The organism is Eisenbergiella porci (assembly GCF_009696275.1).
In the GTDB taxonomy this organism is placed as follows: domain Bacteria; phylum Bacillota; class Clostridia; order Lachnospirales; family Lachnospiraceae; genus Eisenbergiella; species Eisenbergiella porci.
On the sequence record NZ_VUMI01000018.1, the window covers coordinates 62,853 to 83,427 of the forward strand.

17 protein-coding genes and 1 tRNA gene are annotated in these 20,575 nt (G+C 50.0%); 17 read left to right on the forward strand and 1 reads right to left on the reverse strand.

All coding sequences use genetic code 11. From position 1 onward, the window contains the following. Positions 1-140: 140 nt before the first annotated feature. On the reverse strand, positions 141-638 hold the full coding sequence (locus FYJ45_RS12700; RefSeq protein WP_320620516.1) for a lactate utilization protein: 498 nt from the start codon (positions 636-638) through the stop codon (positions 141-143). A gap of 1,115 nt (positions 639-1,753) precedes the next feature. Between FYJ45_RS12700 and FYJ45_RS12705 the strand changes: the two genes are divergently transcribed. The 17 genes from FYJ45_RS12705 to FYJ45_RS12785 all read left to right on the forward strand — a co-directional run bounded on the left by FYJ45_RS12705 (position 1,754) and on the right by FYJ45_RS12785 (position 20,539). Then, positions 1,754-3,079, forward strand: coding sequence for a glycoside hydrolase family 3 protein (locus tag FYJ45_RS12705; protein WP_154464882.1), 1,326 nt, complete (start codon positions 1,754-1,756; stop codon positions 3,077-3,079). A 193-nt stretch (positions 3,080-3,272) separates the two neighbouring features. Next, positions 3,273-3,345 (forward strand) — tRNA-Gly (locus FYJ45_RS12710). Between the two features lie 287 nt (positions 3,346-3,632). Continuing rightward, entirely contained in the window at positions 3,633-5,123 is a 1,491-nt protein-coding gene (locus tag FYJ45_RS31765) for an LCP family protein (protein ID WP_154464883.1), read from the forward strand. 83 nt (positions 5,124-5,206) lie between these two features. Continuing rightward, positions 5,207-6,967, forward strand: a complete 1,761-nt coding sequence (locus FYJ45_RS12720) for an ABC transporter ATP-binding protein (protein ID WP_154464884.1) — start codon at positions 5,207-5,209, stop codon at positions 6,965-6,967. Positions 6,968-7,193: 226 nt separating this feature from the next. Beyond that, entirely contained in the window at positions 7,194-8,795 is a 1,602-nt protein-coding gene (locus FYJ45_RS12725) for an MBL fold metallo-hydrolase RNA specificity domain-containing protein (RefSeq protein WP_154464885.1), read from the forward strand. Positions 8,796-8,911: 116 nt separating this feature from the next. Beyond that, positions 8,912-9,760, forward strand: a complete 849-nt coding sequence (gene thyA / locus FYJ45_RS12730) for a thymidylate synthase (protein ID WP_021638079.1) — start codon at positions 8,912-8,914, stop codon at positions 9,758-9,760. Between the two features lie 142 nt (positions 9,761-9,902). Continuing rightward, positions 9,903-10,394, forward strand: coding sequence for a dihydrofolate reductase (locus tag FYJ45_RS12735; protein WP_154464886.1), 492 nt, complete (start codon positions 9,903-9,905; stop codon positions 10,392-10,394). Positions 10,395-10,597: 203 nt separating this feature from the next. Then, the gene (locus FYJ45_RS12740; protein ID WP_154464887.1) at positions 10,598-11,788 is read left to right on the forward strand and encodes a coenzyme F420-0:L-glutamate ligase; all 1,191 of its coding nucleotides are present in this window, start codon (positions 10,598-10,600) and stop codon (positions 11,786-11,788) included. Between the two features lie 177 nt (positions 11,789-11,965). Next, positions 11,966-12,535, forward strand: a complete 570-nt coding sequence (locus tag FYJ45_RS12745; RefSeq protein WP_154464888.1) for a hypothetical protein — start codon at positions 11,966-11,968, stop codon at positions 12,533-12,535. Continuing rightward, positions 12,536-14,020, forward strand: a complete 1,485-nt coding sequence (locus tag FYJ45_RS12750; protein WP_154464889.1) for a hypothetical protein — start codon at positions 12,536-12,538, stop codon at positions 14,018-14,020. 17 nt (positions 14,021-14,037) lie between these two features. Beyond that, positions 14,038-14,298 (forward strand): helix-turn-helix transcriptional regulator, encoded by a 261-nt coding sequence (locus FYJ45_RS12755; protein ID WP_268890939.1) that lies wholly within the window; start codon positions 14,038-14,040, stop codon positions 14,296-14,298. A gap of 243 nt (positions 14,299-14,541) precedes the next feature. Continuing rightward, the gene (locus tag FYJ45_RS12760) at positions 14,542-15,375 is read left to right on the forward strand and encodes an ABC transporter permease (RefSeq protein WP_276892039.1); all 834 of its coding nucleotides are present in this window, start codon (positions 14,542-14,544) and stop codon (positions 15,373-15,375) included. Positions 15,376-15,630: 255 nt separating this feature from the next. Continuing rightward, complete coding sequence (locus FYJ45_RS12765) at positions 15,631-16,947, forward strand: rhamnogalacturonan lyase family protein (RefSeq protein WP_195841801.1); 1,317 nt, start codon at positions 15,631-15,633, stop codon at positions 16,945-16,947. Positions 16,948-16,999: 52 nt separating this feature from the next. Beyond that, positions 17,000-17,788, forward strand: a complete 789-nt coding sequence (locus FYJ45_RS12770) for a hypothetical protein (RefSeq protein ID WP_195841802.1) — start codon at positions 17,000-17,002, stop codon at positions 17,786-17,788. A gap of 103 nt (positions 17,789-17,891) precedes the next feature. Beyond that, positions 17,892-19,085 (forward strand): oligogalacturonate lyase family protein, encoded by a 1,194-nt coding sequence (locus FYJ45_RS12775; protein ID WP_154464891.1) that lies wholly within the window; start codon positions 17,892-17,894, stop codon positions 19,083-19,085. Positions 19,086-19,264: 179 nt separating this feature from the next. Continuing rightward, a complete protein-coding gene (locus FYJ45_RS12780) occupies positions 19,265-20,206 on the forward strand; it encodes a magnesium transporter CorA family protein (RefSeq protein WP_154464892.1) in 942 nt (313 codons plus the stop codon). 24 nt (positions 20,207-20,230) lie between these two features. Further along, positions 20,231-20,539, forward strand: coding sequence for a GNAT family protein (locus FYJ45_RS12785; RefSeq protein WP_154464893.1), 309 nt, complete (start codon positions 20,231-20,233; stop codon positions 20,537-20,539). Positions 20,540-20,575 lie beyond the last annotated feature (36 nt).

A 20,575-nucleotide genomic window follows, 5' to 3' on the forward strand; every position in this document is an offset into this window, starting at 1 on the left:
ATTCAGAACCCCAGATCCTCGGCAACCAGGAATACCTTAATCCGGCCTGTATGGCCGCTGCGCCTTGTTATAACAAGCTGGTTGCAGAAACAATCGGGAGACAGACAGTCTCCGCATTTCCCCGTGGCTGCGCAGGGTGTTTAGCGGTTCAGGCGGACGGCATTGGGCGGGCAGGCCATGGTGCGGACACGCTGGACGGCGCTTTCCAGGGAAGCTGTCACCTTATTCATCCCCATAATGAGCATCACATGCCTGGGGCCGTGAATCAGGCAGCCCACCCGGTTTCCGTTTCCGTCAAAGTTCACAAGTTCCCCTTCATAAGTAATTGCATTACTGCTCATAAAATAGTAATCGGACATAACGGTCCGGGCATAGATTTCACGCTGTTCCTCCGGTGTTTTGGCTTCAGAACGGTCAATCAGCCGGTAATTTCCCTGCTTCAGCGCATCCATCATCCCGCTCTCCTGTATGGAAGCGCTTCCTCCCCAGGATACAACGCTGCCTTCCGGCATCATCTCAAGTATTGCCCTGACACAGGAAACGCTGTCTTCGAAAAAGTACCCTTCCATATTCCTTTTTTTCAGATTGGCGATAATCCCCTCACAGGCCCTGGCAAAGGCTGTTTGTCTGTTGTCCATATGTAACCCTCCGTTCCGCCGCCGTATAACCGGCGGCAATTGTTATTAATGATAGTGTAAGGCGTAAAAAGGGCATTGTCAATTTATGTGGGGATAGGGAATAGAAGAACAAGAAATTAAATTGTCAGACAATTCATATAATTATATACAATATACATATAATTAAAGCTTAATTTTATTGAAAATGGAAAAATAACATTTTTTATTAAAAAAGACAAAAAATATATTGACAATTCTTATTTATACAGATATAATGAAGTCACAAACAAGGAAGAAACAAAAAAATATAGAGGAAAGGAAGGTACAGACCACCGAAAACATAAACTTTAATCTTTAAAAACAAAATTTTTAAAGAAATAATCAGACAGCGAAACACAACTTAATAAGGAAAGCCTTAAAGATTGTTCGATAAGAATAGGATTTTCTTTCACGAGAAGGACTTTAGATTGAAGGAACCGTGGTTATCTGACAGGCTGGTAACTGTAAAAAAGATTCTTTTGAGAACGAGAAAATTTCTGACAGCAAAGAAAATTATCTTTAGTTTAAAGAAACGACATAAGCCGACATCTTTAGTTTAAAGAAAAGGTTCTGAGAGCCAAGGAAACAGTATCCTTAGTTGAAAGAAGTAATTTATTATAGATGGCAGTCAGATAAACAAAAAGAGCCGTCATTTTAAAGGAATCCGGGAGAGAAAAGAATAGAATCTTTAAGAACAATAAAATATATACTTTAAGGACGATGCTAAGGACCGAAGCAGAACGAGTACACTTGCTTGAGTGACGAAGAATCATCATAGAAATAAGATGAATACCGTTGCAGTACACGAGTACAAAGAGTAGGAAGAGTGGAAAGAAAAGCGGAGGAGAAAAATGGAGGAAGAGGCCATTGGATAGCATAGTTTAGGAGCGGGTGTCAAGAATGAAAAATGATTGATACCCGCTTCTATTTGTGGTACTGTTAAAACAGAAAATCCAGATTTGATAATTCAAGAATAATAATTCAGAGTTCGCATAAGCCTGAGGACTCTCATATTGCTGGCGGGGCGCTGCTTCGGCGGCTCCGAATCAGGCGGCTGCAAAGAATGAATCAGATAAGTTATGTAAAGGGGTATTGGAATGAACCGGAGAGACATGCGGAGAAAAAGAAGGGTCAGAAACCAGATTGTATCATATATTGTGGCAGTGCTGATTCTGGCCGGAATCGTGACGGGCGGAGTGATGGGGATCCGGTCGATAGCCAGCGCCATGGAGGAGAAAAAAGCGGCGGAGGAATCTCAGGCGCAGGCGGAATCTCTGGCTCAGGAGGAAGTAATGATGCAGTCGCAGACGGAGAATGAAACAGGAGAAGTACAGACGGAGCCGCCGGTTGAGAATGTTCCATCTAAGGAAGAACTGCTGGAGGAACTGGTGGAATCCTGTGTAGCCAATATGAGCCTGGAGGATAAGGTGGCTGGTTTGTTCATAGTTACGCCGGAGCAGTTGACCGGAGTAACTAAAGCGGTTCAGGCAGGTTCAGGTACGGAGGAGGCACTGAAGAAATATCCGGTAGGGGGCCTTGTATATTTTGCGCAGAATATTCAGTCCGCAGAACAGCTGAAGGAAATGCTTTCCAAGACGGCAGGTTACGCGACCTATCCTCTTTTCCTGGGAGTGGATGAAGAGGGAGGCAGTGTCGCCAGAGTGGCGGATCAGCTGAAGCTGACCAATGTGGGCCCGATGGCGGATATTGGAGCGGGCGGTGACGCATCCGCTGCATATACGGTGGGACAGACAATTGGCACTTATCTCGGAGAATATGGCTTCAATCTGGATTTTGCGCCGATAGCGGACGTATTGACCAATCCGGACAATAAGGTGATTGGGGACAGAGCCTTCGGCAGCGATCCCGCAGTGGTGTCCCAGATGGTTGCAAGCGCCGTACAGGGACTGCAGGATACGGGGATAAGCGCCTGCATCAAGCATTTCCCGGGACATGGAAATACGTCGGGGGATTCCCATGAAGGCTCTGTGAAGACGGACAGGATGCTGGAAGAAATGCAGGCGGCGGAGTTCCTGCCTTTCCAGGCCGGGATTGATGCCGGGACGGATATGGTGATGGTAGGCCATATTTCGGCGCCGGGTCTGACGGACGGGGATGCGGAGCCGGCGTCCATGAATGAGAAGATCATTACGGATATTTTAAGAAAACAGTTGGGTTATAACGGCATTGTAATTACAGATGCCATGAATATGTCTGCCATTTCCGAATATTATGCGGCGGATGAGGCGGCAATAAAGGCTTTGAAGGCAGGCGCGGATATGATACTGATGCCGGAGGAGTTCGTGAAGGCGTACGAAGGCGTTGTGGCGGCGGTTAAGGATGGGACGATTGATGAAAACCGTATCAATGACTCGCTCAAGAGAGTGTACCGGGTGAAGTATGCGGGGACGCTGGAGGAGTAGAGCGGAGCGGCGGATGCCCTGAGGCAGCAGGCGGCAGGCCGTAATAATGGTGCCGGCCGGACGGCAGAAATAAAAAAATAAAAAAATTTAAAAATATAGTTGACAACAAATTAAGTTTATTGTATAGTAATACTTGCCCGTCGGACAGGCGGGCAGGTACATCACAAAAGGATATATTGAGTGATGCCAGAATGCGATAGTGGCGTAGTTGGTAACGCGCGACCTTGCCAAGGTCGAGACCGCGGGTTCGAGCCCCGTCTATCGCTCTCACAGAACAAAAAGATAACGGCTTCCGGAAATCGGACAGCCGTTATTTTTTAATTGCCGTTTAATTTATTCTTAAATCTTTCTGAATCCGATTCAGTTTTCGGCATGTTGTATGCTATACTAAGCGTGTTTGAATTTTGCTGAAAGCATGCTTGCAGACGATGGGAATGAGTTCCCAAACATGCTTTGCGTCACGGATAACAGGGTTTATTGCTGTCTGCATGGCCGGAGCGGAATTAATATAGGGCTGCGGCGGTTCTGCCGCGGAAGATAAAGGAGGCTGCCAGTGGGTAAAGAATCCGGTAATGAAATGGAGCAGATCCAGAGAAGCCTTGAGCAGTTTCTGGATCGGGAAGTGGCCAGGTATGAAAAACAGGAAAGCAGGAATACAGAACGCAGAAATACTGCCGGGGAAGAATATCCGGAAGAAGAATACTCTGACGAAGAGTATCCCGAAGATGGGTATCTCGGAGAAGAATACTCCGAAGAAAAGTATCCTGAAGACGAATACCCGGATGAAGATTATTCTGCAGAAGATTATTCAGGCAACGAATATCCTGAAGATGAATCCCATGAAGAGGAATATGCCAACCGGCGTTATCGGAGGGCCCCATTTCCGGAGGAGGAGTATGGGGACAACCCGCAGGAAAGATACGTAAGACACGGGAAAAAAGAAGCAAAACGGAAGAACGCGGGCCCAAGTTTCCCGGACCGGACCGGGCCGGAACTGGGGAAGCCCCCGAAGAAGCAGAAACCTGAGAAAGAAAAGGGCGGCGGAATGAAAGGAAATAAAGGTGCTTCCGGAAAAAAGAAAAATTCCGGCGGAAAGAAAAAGTCAGGCTTCAGGAAATTTCTCACCCTGCTTATTGTGCTTCTGGCGGTGCTGGGAGGAATCTGGTATGTAATGGTTGGACATATATATGGCAAAATGAGGTACGGACGCGTGGAAACGCTGGCAGGTGAGCCGCTGAAGGAACAGGGTGTGGTGAACATCCTGCTTATAGGAAGCGATTCCCGGACAGCAGGGGATGAAGGAAGATCGGATGCCATGATACTTCTTTCCATCAGTGATAAGACGAGGACGATTCATATGACCTCCCTGCTGCGTGATATGTACGTGGATATTCCGGGAAGAGAGGGCAACCGTCTGAACGCGGCCTATTCCTTCGGCGGGCCCGAGCTTCTTCTGGAGACGGTGAAGCAGAATCTGGGAATCGATGTGAACCGATATGCGGTAGTGAATTTCCAGGCATTTGCCAACCTGGTGGATGCGGTGAACGGGGTGGATATGGAGCTGACCAATGATGAAGTGCAGTGGGTCAACGCTTACCTGAATGAGTATAATGAGCTCCGTGGCATGCCGATAGATACCGATTATCTGGATACTTCCCTGAGCGGGACGATTCATCTGAACGGCCCTCAGGCGCTGGCTTACAGCCGCAACCGGTTTATTGGTACGGATTTTGGCAGGACGGAGAGACAGAGGAAGGTGCTTGCGGCTGTAATGAAAAAGCTTCCGGCAGCCGCGGTGACGAATCCGGGCGGCCTGATTGACGGCCTGTTCCCGAACCTGACAACCAACCTGACGCAGGCAGAATGTATGCGCCTGAGCCTGATGGCGGGTAAGCTGCTCACCTATGAACTGGTGCAGGAGAGCATCCCGCTGGAAGGGACTTATTCGAATGCAAGCATCCGTGGCATGGATGTTCTGCAGGTGGATTTTGATAAAAACAGCGCCTATCTCCGTGCGCAGCTTTACGGGGAGAAAGCGCAGTAAAATATAATAATAAACAGCAGTAAAATATAAAAATAAACAAAGGAGGACGGGAGCAGCCATGAAGGCGCTCCAGGGGAGAGATTATGAAAACCGAACAATATGGAACAAAGGAATTAATGCGGCGTTTTATGCCTTATTTTAAGAAGTATAAGGGGACGCTGTTCCTGGATCTGTTCTGCGCGTCTATGACTACGGTATGTGAACTGGTTCTTCCGCTGATTATGCGTTATATTACGAATGAAGGGCTGCGTGATCTGGCAGCCCTTTCCATAAAGACCATTGCGGGTCTCGGCTTCATTTATTTCCTGCTTCGTGTGATTGACTGTTTTGCCAGCTACTATATGGCCGGCATGGGTCATGTTATGGGGGCAAAGATAGAAACGGATATGCGCCGTGATGCCTATAATCATTTGCAGAAGCTTTCCAATACTTATTATAACAATACAAAAGTGGGACAGATTATGGGCCGTATTACAAACGACCTTTTTGATGTTACTGAGTTTGCTCATCATTGTCCGGAGGAATTTTTCATTGCGGGGATTAAGACGGTAATTTCCTTCGTGATTCTTGCACAAATAAGCCTGCCGCTGACTTTGATCGTATTCGTGTTTGTACCGATTATGGCCGGAGTCTGTATGACTCTGAATTTCCGTATGAGGAGCGCTTTCAGCAAACAGCGTTACCAGATTGGGGAACTGAATGCCAGAATTGAGGACAGCCTTCTGGGACAGAAGGTAGTTAAGGCCTTTACCAATGAGGATATGGAAAATCGGAAATTTGAGGTGGACAACAATAAATTTCTGGATATCAAGAGAGAAACCTACAAATATATGGCGCTGTTCCAGACTACAGTAAAAATGTTTGACGGTGTTATGTATCTGGCGGTAATTGTGGCGGGCGGCTTCTTTATGATAAAGGGTCTTGTTGCCCCCGGGGATTTGGTCGCTTTCATGCTGTATGTGACAACGCTGATTGCTACTATAAGACGTATTATTGAATTTGCAGAGCAGTTCCAGCGAGGAATGACGGGAATTGAGAGATTCCTTCAAATTATGGATGCTGATATAGATATTTTTGATGAGCCGGATGCTGTGGAGATGGGCACGCCGGAAGGGGAGATTACCTTTAAGGATGTTAGCTTTGAATATCCGGATGATCACAATATTGTGTTTACAAATCTGAATCTTTCTATACACAAAGGAGAGAAGCTGGCTATTGTAGGGCCTTCCGGCGGCGGAAAGACCACGCTCTGCAACCTGATTCCCCGTTTCTATGATGTGACTGCGGGACGTATTACCATTGACGGACAGGATATCAAGAGTTTTACCCTGAAGAGCCTGCGCAGGAATATCGGTATTGTTCAGCAGGATGTGTACCTTTTCTCAGGTACGGTTTATGAAAACATTGCCTATGGCCGGCCGGGAACGACGGAGGAAGAGGTGATGGATGCTGCAAAAAAGGCTGGCGCCCATGAGTTTATTATGGGACTGAAGGATGGCTATAACACCTATGTGGGAGAGCGTGGTGTGAAGCTCTCCGGAGGACAGAAGCAGCGTATCAGTATAGCAAGGGTATTCCTGAAGAATCCGCCAATTATTATTTTAGATGAAGCTACCTCAGCCCTTGATAATGAAAGTGAATTCGCAGTTGCAAAATCACTTTCCAGGCTTTCGGAGGGAAGGACAACGCTTACTATTGCCCATCGCCTTTCAAGCATCAAGAATTCCGACCGTATCCTTGTGCTTACTGAGGAAGGGATTGTGGAGGAAGGAAACCACAGCGAGCTGATGGAGCTGAAGGGAATCTACCATAAGTTTTACACCACAGCGGATTTGCTGAAATAAAATTGCCGATGGCCGCATATCATGTTATACTAATGATAGCAGGCCGGCCGTGCCAAAAAGGCCTGACGGATCAGCTTCCGCCAGGCCTTTTATATGTATGGAAAATTTTTCTTCTGAAAGTTTCCTGCGGGGTAATATTGCGTCTTTAGCGTGGGACGCAGAGAGCGGATAGCGCGGTATTTCTTAATCAAGGCCTGAGTGCGGAAAGCACAGAACAGGAGTATGCATGAAACTAATTTTTATCGGAGCGGATCATGAGGTAACGGGCAGCTGCCATTATCTGGAGGCGGCCGGAAAGCATATTCTGGTTGACAGGGGGATGGAGCAGGGGATAAATCCCTTTGAAAATGCGGAACTTCCGGTGCAGGAGGCTATGATTGATTATGTATTCCTGACCCATGCGCATGTGGATCATTCGGGGATGCTTCCTCAACTGTACGCAAGAGGCTTCCGCGGGGAAATTTTTGCAACCCAGGCGACAACGGAGCTTTGTGATATTATGCTGCGTGACTGTGCCCATATACAGCAGCAGGAGGCGGAGTGGAAGAACCGTAAGGCGAAGCGGCATGCCGGCTCGGAAAAACACGAAGCACCTTATACGATGGAGGATGCGGAGGGCACCATTGGCCTTCTGGTACCCTGTGATTATCAGAAAATAATTGAGGTTTGTCCCGGAATCAGGATCCGTTTTACGGACATTGGGCATTTGCTGGGCTCCTCCAGCATTGAAGTGTGGACACAGGAGAACGGAATTCAGAAGAAGCTGTGCTTTTCCGGGGATATCGGGAACAAAAACCAGCCGCTCATCAAGGATCCCCATCCTACCAGGGACGCCGATTATGTGATCATGGAATCCACCTATGGCGACCGTCTGCATGGGACGGACCGGCCTGATTATATTTCCGGGCTGGCAGAGGTGCTGCAGAAGACCTTCGACAGGGGAGGCAATGTGGTGATTCCCTCGTTTGCAGTGGGAAGAACCCAGGAAATCCTGTATTTCCTGCGGAAAATCAAGGAAGACCGCCTGGTGAAAAAACACGGCAATTTTCCGGTATATGTGGACAGTCCGCTGGCCGTGGAGGCAACGGGGATTTTTGAAAAAAATATTTATGACTGCTTTGATGAAGAGGCTATGGAGCTGGTGCGTAAAGGAATCAATCCCATTTCTTTTCCGGGACTGCGTCTGTCAATCACCAGCGATGAGTCAAGGGCGATTAATTTTGATGAAACGCCGAAGGTGATTATTTCCGCATCGGGTATGTGTGAGGCGGGGCGTATCAAGCATCATCTGAAGCACAATCTGTGGCGGGAGGAATGTACCGTGCTCTTCGTAGGCTATCAGTCTGTGGGGACGCTGGGACGGAATATCCTGGAGGGCGCCCAGGAGGTAAAGCTGTTCGGGGAGTCTGTGGATGTGCGGGCTGAAATCAAGGCGCTTCAGGGAATGAGCGGCCATGCGGATAAGAACGGGCTGATTGAGTGGCTGAATTGTTTTGAAAAGAAGCCGGAGCGGGTGTTTATCGTCCATGGGGAGGATACGGTATGCACCTCTTTTGCCGAATGCCTGCGCCATGAATATGGCTATGACACCTATGCGCCGTTCAGCGGAACACGGTTTGATCTGCTCCATAACCTTCTGGAATATGAGGCGGCGCCGATAGCCAGGGAAAAGAAGGCCAGGGCAGCGGTGGCAAACAGCGTCTATGCGAGACTGGAGGCCGCCGGGCAGAGGCTTCTGGCGGTTATCCGCAACGGAAAGGGTATGGCAAACAAGGATATGGCGAAGCTGGCGGATCAGATCAATGCGTTGTGTGATAAATGGCAGTAGGAAACAGGAAACTGATTTTAAAAACAGAATTCAGTATACAGATTTCAAGAAACTGAGTTCATGAAACAGCTTTTACAAAACAGAATTTACAGGACAGAACAGGAGAAAAAAGCAGAATGAGTCTGGCAGATATAACATTTATTCAGATGTGCAGGGATATCCTGGAGAACGGAACGAGCACCGAAGGGGAGAAGGTTCGTCCCAGATGGGAGGATGGCACGCCGGCCTATACCATCAAGAAGTTCGGCGTGGTCAACCGGTATGATCTTTCCAGGGAATTTCCCATACTGACCCTGCGCAGGACGGCGCTGAAGTCGGCCACGGATGAGCTTCTGTGGATTTGGCAGCGTAAATCCAACAACATCCATGATCTTCACAGCCACATCTGGGATGAGTGGGCGGATGAGGATGGTTCCATCGGAAAGGCCTACGGCTATCAGCTGGGGGTGAAGCATCAGTATAAGGAAGGCATGATGGATCAGGTGGACAGGGTGATATATGATTTGAAAAATAATCCCTTCAGCCGCCGGATTATGACGAATATATATGTGCATCAGGATCTGCATGAGATGAACCTTTATCCCTGCGCTTACAGCATGACCTTCAATGTGACCCAGAAAAAGGGAGAGGACAGACTGACGCTGAACGCTATACTCAACCAGCGTTCCCAGGATGTGCTTGCCGCCAACAACTGGAATGTGGTACAGTATGCTGTGCTGGTCCATATGTTGGCGCAGGTATGCGGCATGCAGGCGGGAGAGCTGGTGCATGTGATTGCGGACGCCCATATTTATGACAGGCATATCCCTATTATAAAGGAACTGATTCAAAGAGAGCCTCTGCCGGCGCCTTCGTTCTGGCTCAATCCGGAGGTGAAGGATTTTTATCAGTTCACAAGGGACGATGTGAAGGTGGAAAATTATGTGACAGGGGAACAGATTCAGGGCATCCCCATTGCTATCTGAAAACCGAAAAACAGGCAGAAGGGGGAAGGCTGGCGGCAGTCAGGCTGTCAGTGGGCAGCATGGGCCGGAAAAATATCCCGGCCTCCCTCATTTAAGAGTTAATTTGCGATAGGCCCGCTGCGGCGGGCGGTTAGGAGAAAAAATGAATATTATAGTTGCAGTAGATGAAAACTGGGCCATCGGATACCGCGGGGATCTTCTGGTAAGGATTCCGGCGGACCATAAGATGTTCAGGAATGAAACCATAGGAAAAGTGGTGGTGCTGGGAAGGAAAACAATGGATACGTTTCCTGGAGGGCTGCCATTAGCCGGCAGGACCAATATCGTGCTGACCCGGAATCCGGAATATCAGGTGAAGGACGCCATAGTGGTCCATTCTGTGGAGGAGCTTTTGGCGGAATTGAAAAATTATGACACAAAGGACGTTTATGTCATTGGGGGCGACAGCGTTTACAGCCAGCTGCTTCCTTACTGCGACACGGCCCATGTGACCAAAATTGACCGTTCCTACGAGGCGGATACTTACTTTCCCAATCTGGATACCTCAGGTGAATGGGAAATTACGGCGGAAAGCGATGAACAGAGTTATTTTGACACAACATATCATTTCCTGAAGTATGAAAGAAAACAGTAAGAGGGAGATTACAGAAAATAAATAAATTTCTGCTTCCATAACCGTAAACTTTATATTATAATATTTTTGTGCGCCTGCTTCCTGTCGGGCCGGAGAGGCCAAAAAGGGCCTTCTGACGGGCCGGCCGCTTCGCAACCGAAGCCGGTGCGTATGATCGCGTTTATGCGAATGATAAAAGGCAAACAGCAAAAGAGGTATATTTTATGGAAAGAAGAGTAGGAACCATTTCAAGAGGAATCCGCTGCCCGATTATCCGTGAAGGGGACAATCTGGCAGATATCGTTGTTTCCAGCGTGCTGGAAGCGGCGGAAAGTGAAGGCTTTGAGTTAAGGGACAGAGATGTAATCTCCGTAACGGAATCCATTGTGGCGAGAGCGCAGGGAAATTATGCGTCCGTTGCAGCGATTGCGCAGGATGTGAAGGAGAAGCTGGGAGGAGAGACTATCGGAGTTATTTTCCCCATCCTTTCCAGGAACCGTTTCGCAATCTGCCTTCGCGGAATCGCTATGGGAGCTAAGAAGGTGGTGCTGATGCTCAGCTATCCCAGCGACGAAGTGGGCAATGCGCTGGTTTCCCAGGATCAGCTGGATGAAGCCGGAGTGAATCCCTACAGCGATGTTCTTTCCCTGGAAAAATACAGGGAGCTGTTCGGCGAGAACAGGCATCCTTTCACCGGCGTGGATTATGTGGCTTATTACAGCGACCTGATCCGTGAATGCGGCGCGGAGGTTGAGGTTATTTTCGCCAACAATCCCAGAGTGATTTTAGATTATACAAAGAATGTACTCAACTGTGATATCCATACGAGAGCGCGTACCAAGAGGATCCTGAAGGAGTGCGGCGCCCAGGTGGTATGCGGTCTGGATGATATTCTTACATCCCCTGTAAACGGAAGCGGCTGCAATGAAAAATACGGCCTGCTCGGCTCCAATAAATCTACGGAGGACACCATCAAGCTGTTCCCCAGGAACTGCACGGATCTGGTGAATGATATCCAGAACCAGATTCTTACGAAAACCGGAAAGCATGTGGAAGTAATGGTTTACGGCGACGGCGCCTTTAAGGATCCTGTGGGAAAAATCTGGGAACTTGCTGACCCCTGTGTGGCGGTGGCCAATACGGAAGGCCTGGAAGGAACTCCCAACGAAGTGAAGCTGAAATATCTGGCAGACAACGATTTCAAGGATCTTTCAGGAGATGCGCTGAAGGAAGCGATTTCAGAAAGAATCAAGGGTAAGAAGGGGAATCTGGTGGGAGACATGGCTTCTCAGGGAACTACCCCCAGAAGGCTTACCGATCTGATCGGTTCTCTCTGCGACCTGACGAGCGGTTCCGGCGACAAGGGAACTCCTGTTATCCTGGTGCAGGGCTACTTCGATAACTTTACGGACTAGAGCGTGTTTGAAAATTCATTCCTGACACACTCTAAGGTGGCACAGCAAATATTTTGGAAGCCGGCAAACGCGTCTGGTACGTGGTGTAAGGGCTTCTGAATTTACACTGGAAGAAACAGAAGGGAGAAAGCTTTGACTGAGCTTTCTCCTTTTTGGAAGAAGGGAAAGAGTGAGCCTATGAAAACCGTACGGAAGGACAGGCACGGCGGAAAATATCAGAACCGGATTTTCCTGCTGCTTCTGCTCATGGCGGTGGTTCCGCTTCTGATAGCCGGAAGCATATCCTATAAAGTCTATCTGGATGAAGTGACCAGGCAGACGGACCTTTCCATGGAAGCGATTGAAGCCCAGATCTGCAATGATGTGGAGGTTACGCTTTCTTCGATCCGGCAGTTTTACAGGGAAATTTCCACGGATGATCAGATGAGCTGGCTGAAGGAGACGGGAAGCATACCCTACAGTGATTACAGCAATCTGAATGAGGCACAGAATCTGCTGAAGGGGCCTACCTATCTGGATGAATATGTGGGAAGCTATGCCTTCATCAATATCATGCAGGACTGGGTGCTTACGAATAACGGCATGTACCGGCTGAGCGAGGCCAGGAACAAGGAGCAGGTTGACGCGCTTCTGGAAAAAGCGGCGCAGTTTCCCTCCACGTTGTTCTGGATGAATAATGTGGGAGAAAAATCAGCCTATGTGAATGGAATTTATCAGAGCAAAACGCTGGATGTTTCCGGCTTCTAGATGATCATGAAGCTGCCGGGTAATGTGAACCGGGTGGATCAGATCGTTATGGTGCAGCTGAACCTTCCCAGGCTGAGGCAGCGTTTGGACAGCAACCTGGCCGGTTATGAGCTGTGCATATTCAGCAGTGATGCAAAGACCATATATTCTTCGGATGAGGTGCTGGAAAATTATTTTTCCGCGCATCCGGAGGAGCTGAAAAACGAAAAACGCATAGATAACCTGAAGATAGAAGACGGCGGTGAATACAGGATCCGGCTCAGCGGCACCTCGGGCAACGGCATGAATTATGTGCTGGCTTATAATCTAGGGGAGATGAAGGAGGGCGCGGGAAGAATCCTGGGAGTTTCCCTGGTGATCATGGGCGCGCTCATCATTCTGCTCATCCTCAGCCGGATTTTTACAAGCATCCTGTATCAGCCGGTGAAGAGCCTGAACGCGTATGTATCCGATATTGCGGGGGTGGATACGGAGGAAATGGACGAGTTTTCCGCCATCCGGGAAAATGTGGTACAGCTTGTGGACACGAAGGAAAGCCTGCAGCTCATGGTGCAGAACCAGCAGAAGATACTGGTGGAGCAGTTTATCATCCGTACCATCCGCGGGGAAATGACGCCGGAGGCGGTGGCAGGGGCGCAGGAGCAGTTCCAGCTGCCAAGGGCCAGGGTATATCAGCTCCTGACGGCGGTGTGTATGCTGGAAGGGGAAACGGATCAGGAAAGCGAGCTGGAAAATGAAGCGCTGAGCATGACCATTGTGAAGAAGGCGCCGGAAGGGATTGCCGCCGGGCTGATTACGCCGGTGCTTTGCCTGAACGGACAGATCCTGCTTCTGACGGGCGCCAATACCCAGGAGGAGCTGCGGGAAAAGACAATGCGCATCCACACCGAGTTTACGGAGTTTGTGGAGACGGAGTTCGGCTGTTCACTGATTTCCGGCGTCAGCCAGGTATTTCCGGGGCTGAAATATCTGCGCACCGCTTACAATGAATGTATGGAAACGCTCAAGAATACGGGGAGCGGGCCAAGGGATCACAGCGATATCACCTTTTATGAGGAAATCGCCAGGAACGACGGTATTATAAGCGGCTATGATTATGTTATGGAAAATGCGCTCACCAAAGCGGTCAATGACGGCGACTGCGAGGAAGCGGCGCAGCTGGTGGATAAATTCATCAACAGCCTGAATAACAGAGGTATAACCCGTCATGACAGGAACTTTTTCCTGTACCGGCTGGTGATAGCCGTGCTGGCCGTGCTTTCGGACGCGGGCCTGTCCGCCAACCAGGTGTTTCGGGACCGTTCCGAAGATATTTTCCAGAAGCTTAACTATATCTGTGAAAGCGACAAGCTCAAGAGCTATATGAATTCCCAGATCGTCCAGCCCTCCATCGAAGCGCTGCGGCAGTACCGCTATCAGGCTTCCTCCGAAATACTCAGGCGGATCATGGAGCTTGTGCATGATCGCAGGGGGACATTACGCTGACGGAATGCGCCGAGCAGCTGAATTATCACCCCAGCTATATCTGGAAAATCCTGAAGGCGGAACGGAATATGACCTTTACGGATCTGGTGAACCTGGAAAAACTGGAAACCGCCAAAGAGCTGCTGCTGAATACGGAGCTTTCCATCGCGGAAATATCGGAGCAGCTCAGCTATGCAAACACACAGAATTTTATCCGCTTCTTCAGCAAATATGTGGACAGCACCCCGGGAAAATACCGGAAAGAGCATAAAGGCCAGGAGGATAAAAGCCGGCTGTAAAATAATCATGTTGTAAAATACGGTAACAAAAGATGATAATCATATGATTTCCGGCGGGAAAGATAATGATTATTGACAGGAAAAGGGAGGCGGAAAGCCCGTAAACGGGGCTTTCCGCCTCCCTTTTTATTTTCGCTGAAATGGAAAGATATTCCTCATTGAAAAACGCGTGTAGTTAGATTACTATACAAAACGAACCAAGGGACACCGCATCCCAATAGTTAAAGAAGAGGAGGGCTTTTAGTGAGCAGACAAAAAGGGAAGGCAGCCGTTGTTCCCTATCAGAAGAAGGAATCGTTCCTGCATTTCGTGATAGCGCACAAATGGCTGTATATTCTATTAGTACCCGGCGTGCTTTATATGCTGGTGTTCAATTACCTGCCGATGGCGGGAATCGTCATCGCGTTCCAGGATTTCAGACCCTTCAGCGCAGACAGCGCCATCGGCGCATATCTGTCCAGTGAATGGGTGGGACTGGCGAACTTCAAGAAGTTTTTTATGGGCTATGACTTCACGATGCTGTTGAAGAATACCCTGTCCATTTCCATACTGAGTCTGATTTTCTTTTTCCCGGCGCCTATTTTACTGTCGCTTCTGTTAAATGAAATCAGATGCCAGGGGTACAAGCGGGTGTCGCAGACGCTGATTTACATACCGCATTTTATTTCCCTGGTTATTGTGGCAACGCTGACGCAGCAGCTGTTCAGCACCACGGACGGTATTATTTACAAGATTCTGGAAAGCATCATGGGCAGGGGCGCTGCGCCGGATGTCCTGGCGTCGCCCAAGTATTTTTACGGCCTGATTGTAGGACAGAATATATGGAAGGAAACCGGGTACGGCACCATCGTATTCCTTGCGGCGCTGGCCGGCGTGGATATGGAGCTGTATGGAGCGGCGAGAATTGACGGCGCTGGACGCTGGAGGCTGATGTGGCACATTACGCTGCCCGCCATCCGCGGAACCATCGTAATCATGCTGATTCTGAAGGTGGGATCCATCCTGAATACAGGATATGAGCAGATTTTCCTGATGCAGAACGACCTGAACTATACGGCATCCGAGGTAGCATGGTAATATATTTCTCCTCTTTTACCCTGCCGTCCGCAAAAAAGGTGGTCATCTTCGTCCCCGGAGCCGTTTTGACAGCCATTTCCGCCTTACCGTCCCCATTTGCCGGAGGATTTGGAGGCCGGCTGTTCCCATGAGGATAATTATGTCTGCAGTGCGGCGGATTACAGAGAGCATATGGCGGAGGTTTTCGCGCTCTGGTAGGAGCGCCCTGAGGTAAAGAGGGGAGAATGGCCGCAGACGCTGGAGGAATGCTGGGGCATGAAGCCAAGGGTGTCTTATCCTCTGACAAAGGAGGATGCGCATTTGCTTGCCGATATTTTTATCAGGGAATATGCGCCCTCCAGAAGTGAAAAGAACAGGCTGGATCAGTTTGAGGGCTTCATTTATGAAGGGCCGGAATATCTGACCATGTTTGCAGGGGACGGCAAAGAGCTGCAGACGATCCGTTTTCCTGTGGGAAGGCAGGATGACGGGCTTATCTGGGGGGATTATGCAATGCCCCGGATAGAACCCTGCAACCGGGTGGACAGATTCCTGTCAGGCGTGGCTTATCTGGATGGGGAGCGTCCGAATTTAATCGTCTGCCGGGGATATTATACCAGGACAACGGTAGTTGCGTATGATTTTTTTGAAAACCGGTTCCGGGAAACGTTCTTTGTGGACAGCGGGCATGTGCCCATGTCAAATCCTTTTAATGACGGAGGAGTCCATCTGCTGGAAGGGACGGATCCGGAATATGGAAGTCTGGCGGGGCAGGGGAACCACAGCCTTTCCACGGCGGATGTGGACGGCGACGGATGCATGGAGATCATATACGGCGCGGCCGTGATAGACCATGATGGCTCCCTTCTTTACAGCAGCAGTGACATACGGCCGTATGGGCTGCGCATCAAGCTGGGGCACGGGGACGCCATGCATGTGGCAAAAATCGATCCGGATCGGCCGGGCTTCCAGATCTTCAATGTGTTTGAGGGCGGGGAGCATGTGCCTTATGGCTTTGCGTTGCGCGATGCCTGCAGCGGGGAGGCTTTTTTCGGGGAATATGCCACGGAAGACCTGGGCCGGTGTATGGTGGGGAAAATCGATCCCAACACGAGAGGGCTTCAGGTGTGGGTGAACGAGGTGTTTGACTGTAAGGGGAATAAGCTGGACGTGCCGCTGCCCGGAACCAACGCCAATATCCGCTGGGCTGCGGATATGAGCACGCAGATTTTGGACAGCCCGCAGTACATCGGAACGGTACAGCCGGGGGTAATCAATGACAATACCCATGGCGTGATGCTGGATCCGGAGGATACTATGACAAACAACGGCACGAAGGGAAATCCCTGTCTTATAGCGGATATTTTCGGGGATTTCAGGGAGGAGCTGCTGCTTCGGAAAAAGGATGACAGCGCCATCCGCATTTATACCAATACGGAGCTGACACGGCACAAGCTTTTTACGCTGATGCATGATACAATGTACCGCTGCGGGGTGGCCTGGCAGAATAACTGTTATAACCAGCCCTGCTATACCAAGTTCTATTACGCGGATGACTGTGATTTCAAGGATGTGCTGCCCTGGCTGGAATAGCGGGGCCGGACGTGGATTTTATGCCTGTTAAAGCAGGCGGAAGGGAGCAGGGATGGAAGCGAAGCTGATAAACAGTTTTGATATTTCGGCAGCAGGAGGCGGCAAGGGCCTTCTGGGGGATATTGACGGGGACGGCTATGACGAGGTGATGGCAGGCTATGCTCTGCTGGATCATAACGGAAGGGTTTTGTGGTCCTGCCATGATTTGGAGGATCATGCAGACTGTCTCTGGGTAGTCGATGTGAACGGCGACGGCAGGCCGGAAATCGCCGTGGGCGGAAGCGTGACCTGTCTGTACAGCGCGGATGGGGAGGAGCTGTGGCGGTATGACGGTTCCATAGAATCCCAGCATATCGCGCTGGGGAAATTTCTGCCGGGAGAGCCGGGGCTGCAGGTGGCGGGGCTTGACAGAATCCGCCGGGGCGACGGCTATAAGGGCCAGTGGGACGGAAAGGACGGGATGTTCCTTTTGGACTGCTGCGGCCGGGAGGTTTGGAAGGAGGACCGGAAAACCAGCGGATGGCTTACCATTGTGGACGCGCTTTCCAACTGGAACGGCGACGAGAAGGATTATATCCTTGCATACCGCAGAGGCGGCGGGGTGATGCCTGCGCTGTATGACGGAAACGGTGAGGCGGCGGTGACATTTTCCAATGACGGCTATGTGCTGCATGGAGATCTGTTCGGCCGGGGAAAGGAGGATGTGATCGTCTATTCCGGGGAAACGGCCTGGGTTTACAGCGGTACGAAGCCTGAACCGGGGAAAATGCCTTCCGGGAAGCCGGTGCCCCAGGAAAAGAGACTTTACAGATCCACGCTGTATCCCGGCGGGGAGAGGTAGGAAAGGCAACTGCGGGCTGAGCGGTTACGGAATATTACATTCATTTAATACATCCTTCGGAGTATAGAAAAAACGGTGGGTGGGAGAATAAGGAGAGGAAAAGATGGCGGCAGGAGATATGATTAAGAATCGGTTTCAGGAGTTTACGGATGAACAGACGGGAACGAGGGTGGTGAGGCTCACGGAGCCGGATCATGTGAGTCACCATATGTATTTTTATAACCGTATGACGACTGCGGATGGCTCTCATTTGCTGTATTGTGCGGAAATTGGCGGCGAGCGTCAGCTTTATCTTATGGATTTGGCATCGGGTGATGCCGTGCAGCTGACGGAAGGGGAAGGGCTGGACGATTACGGCGGATTGATTGCGGCGGATGACAGGCATATTTTTTACCAGCAGGAGCAGGCGATCTGGAAACTTTCCCTGGGAACGCTGGAAAGGGAGTGTGTATACCGCATTCCGGAGGGCTGGAACGGCGGAAACTGGGGAATGAGCGAGGACAACCGTTTCCTTGCCATTGTGGAGACGCGCAGGGATTCCCTGCCGGAGAAGAAGAAGGGGGCAAACTGGGACTTTTTTGCGATTACCTGCAAGGCGAAGCCTCACTGCCGCATCGTTTACTGCGATCTGCAGACAGGCAGCTTCCATACGGTGCTGGAGGATGACTGCTGGTTCGGGCATGCGCAGATCCGTCCCGGGGATCCGGATACCATCATGTTCTGCCATGAAGGCCCTTACGATCTTATTGACGCCAGACTGTGGCTGGTCCAGAGCGACGGGAGCAATTACCGCTGCTGCAGGCAGCAGCCTTCGGATTTGATTCTGACTCATGAATTCTGGCTTCCGGACGGGTCAAAGCTGGCCTTTGTCTATCGGGAAACCACCGGAGAAAAGGTGGAGAATATCCGTATGATCGATCCGGATACCATGGAGGAGGAGATTTTTATGCCTTGTTCTCCTTACGCCCATTTTATCTGTGACCGGAAAAACCGGTACATGGTGGGAGATGCCCAGGGCAGCGATGTGCCGATTCATCTGCTGAAGGACCAGCCGGAGGAAGGCGGTGAAATCAAGAATGATTTCATTTACCTCGTGGATGTGGAAAAGAGGGAGGAAAGGAAGCTGTGCTACCATGGGACGTCCTGGAGGGCGGTGCACGGCAATCCCCAGGATTCCCACCCCCATCCCTGCTTTACGGAGGATAACAGGCATGTGATATTTGTGTCGGACAGAGAGGGGAAGCCTTGTATTTATATGGCGGATTTGGCGCAGATGGAGCAGGGGACGGAGGGATAAGCAGGTGCATTGAGAACTGTTATGGTCCCTTTCCGTTCTGCCGTCAGGTGCCCGTGTCCCGTAAAATCCGGTTGGAAAAAAACATATAATTGTGTTATGATGGTTCTGAAATTACAGAAAAATGGTAACTGTGAGGGGGACTGAACAGTTATTAAAGTTATAAAGCGGGGAACCTGGCTATGATGAGAAGATATGTAACGGAAAAAAATCTGCTTCGCGAAGTAACGGATTTCAGACCCGGCGCATGGGTGAATCTTGTGAATCCCTCTCTGGAGGAATGCCTTCTGGTGGCGCGGGAATTTCAGGTGGATATCGCGGATATCCGGGCGGCGCTGGATGATGAGGAAAGCTCCCGTGTGGATGTGAGCAATGATTATACACTGATACTGTTTGACATACCGTCCATAGAATACAGACACAAGAGGGAGGCGTATACCACCATCCCTCTTGGTTTGATTTTTGCGGGGGATACTTTGATTTCGGTCTGTGCGGAGGATACGCCTGTGTTAAAATCCTTTGCGGATAACATGGTAAAGGAATTCAGCACGAAAAAGCAGATCCGTTTTATTTACCAGATTTTTCTGCGTACCTGTATGCTGTACCAGTCCTATCTGCGGATTGTGGATCGCAGGCGGAAGGAGATTGAGGAGCATATCGGCGGGGATACGGAAGATGTGGATCTTATCGATCTGCATGAGCTGGAATCCAACCTGGTATATTTTGACACCTCCCTGCGTGCCAACAAAATGGTCCTGGAGCGCCTGGTGCGCTACAGCAAGATAAAAAAGTACCCGGAGGATCAGGAGCTTCTGGAGGACGTGGTGGTGGAAAACCAGCAGGCCATCGAGATGACCCAGATTTACCGGGATATCATCAAGGGCACCAGGGAGCTGCTTTCGGCGGTGATTGACAACCGGCTGAATACCGCGATGAAATACCTGGCGTCCATCACAATCGTTATGGCGATCCCCACGATTATTTCCGGGATTTACGGAATGAACGTGGATGAAAAATGGATGCCGCTGGCGAATACGCCCTTTGGCTTCGGGATCATCTGCCTGATTACGCTGGGGCTGTGCCTGATTGTGATACGGATTCTGCGGAAAAGGAAGATGCTGTAGCAGCAGTGCATACAGGAGGATGGAATGGAGATCAGGGAATACCGGCCGGAGGACTGCCGGGAAATGGCGGCGCTTTTTTACGATACGGTACATGAGGTAAACGCTGCGGATTATATAAAAGAACAGCTGGATGCCTGGGCCGACGGCAAGGTGGATACCGCGGCCTGGAACCGCTCCTTTCTGGAGCATGATACTTTTGTCGCGGAGGAAAACGGCGTAATCGTCGGATTCGCGGATATGGATGCGGCCGGGTATCGGGTGATGAAGGAACAGCAGGTGGTGCGAAAGGGAGTTAAGCTCACGAATTATGTGATGAAAAAAATCTTTGACTGATAAAAAAATAGTGCTATAATAGGATTCAATGAATTA

Excerpts from the sequence above, each read along its gene's own strand:
- FYJ45_RS12770 (WP_195841802.1), top strand. The coding sequence starts at position 17,000 with ATGGAAGCGAAGCTGATAAACAGTTTTGATATTTCGGCAGCAGGAGGC.
- FYJ45_RS12780 (WP_154464892.1), top strand. The coding sequence starts at position 19,265 with ATGATGAGAAGATATGTAACGGAAAAAAATCTGCTTCGCGAAGTAACG.
- FYJ45_RS12740 (WP_154464887.1), top strand. The coding sequence starts at position 10,598 with ATGGAAAGAAGAGTAGGAACCATTTCAAGAGGAATCCGCTGCCCGATT.
- FYJ45_RS12750 (WP_154464889.1), top strand. The coding sequence starts at position 12,536 with ATGATCATGAAGCTGCCGGGTAATGTGAACCGGGTGGATCAGATCGTT.
- FYJ45_RS12775 (WP_154464891.1), top strand. The coding sequence starts at position 17,892 with ATGGCGGCAGGAGATATGATTAAGAATCGGTTTCAGGAGTTTACGGAT.
- FYJ45_RS12765 (WP_195841801.1), top strand. The coding sequence starts at position 15,631 with ATGAAGCCAAGGGTGTCTTATCCTCTGACAAAGGAGGATGCGCATTTG.
- FYJ45_RS12720 (WP_154464884.1), top strand. The coding sequence starts at position 5,207 with ATGAAAACCGAACAATATGGAACAAAGGAATTAATGCGGCGTTTTATG.
- FYJ45_RS12725 (WP_154464885.1), top strand. The coding sequence starts at position 7,194 with ATGAAACTAATTTTTATCGGAGCGGATCATGAGGTAACGGGCAGCTGC.
- thyA (WP_021638079.1), top strand. The coding sequence starts at position 8,912 with ATGAGTCTGGCAGATATAACATTTATTCAGATGTGCAGGGATATCCTG.
- FYJ45_RS12705 (WP_154464882.1), top strand. The coding sequence starts at position 1,754 with ATGAACCGGAGAGACATGCGGAGAAAAAGAAGGGTCAGAAACCAGATT.
- FYJ45_RS12700 (WP_320620516.1), bottom strand. The coding sequence starts at position 638 with ATGGACAACAGACAAACAGCCTTTGCCAGGGCCTGTGAGGGGATTATC.
- FYJ45_RS12745 (WP_154464888.1), top strand. The coding sequence starts at position 11,966 with ATGAAAACCGTACGGAAGGACAGGCACGGCGGAAAATATCAGAACCGG.
- FYJ45_RS12785 (WP_154464893.1), top strand. The coding sequence starts at position 20,231 with ATGGAGATCAGGGAATACCGGCCGGAGGACTGCCGGGAAATGGCGGCG.
- FYJ45_RS12735 (WP_154464886.1), top strand. The coding sequence starts at position 9,903 with ATGAATATTATAGTTGCAGTAGATGAAAACTGGGCCATCGGATACCGC.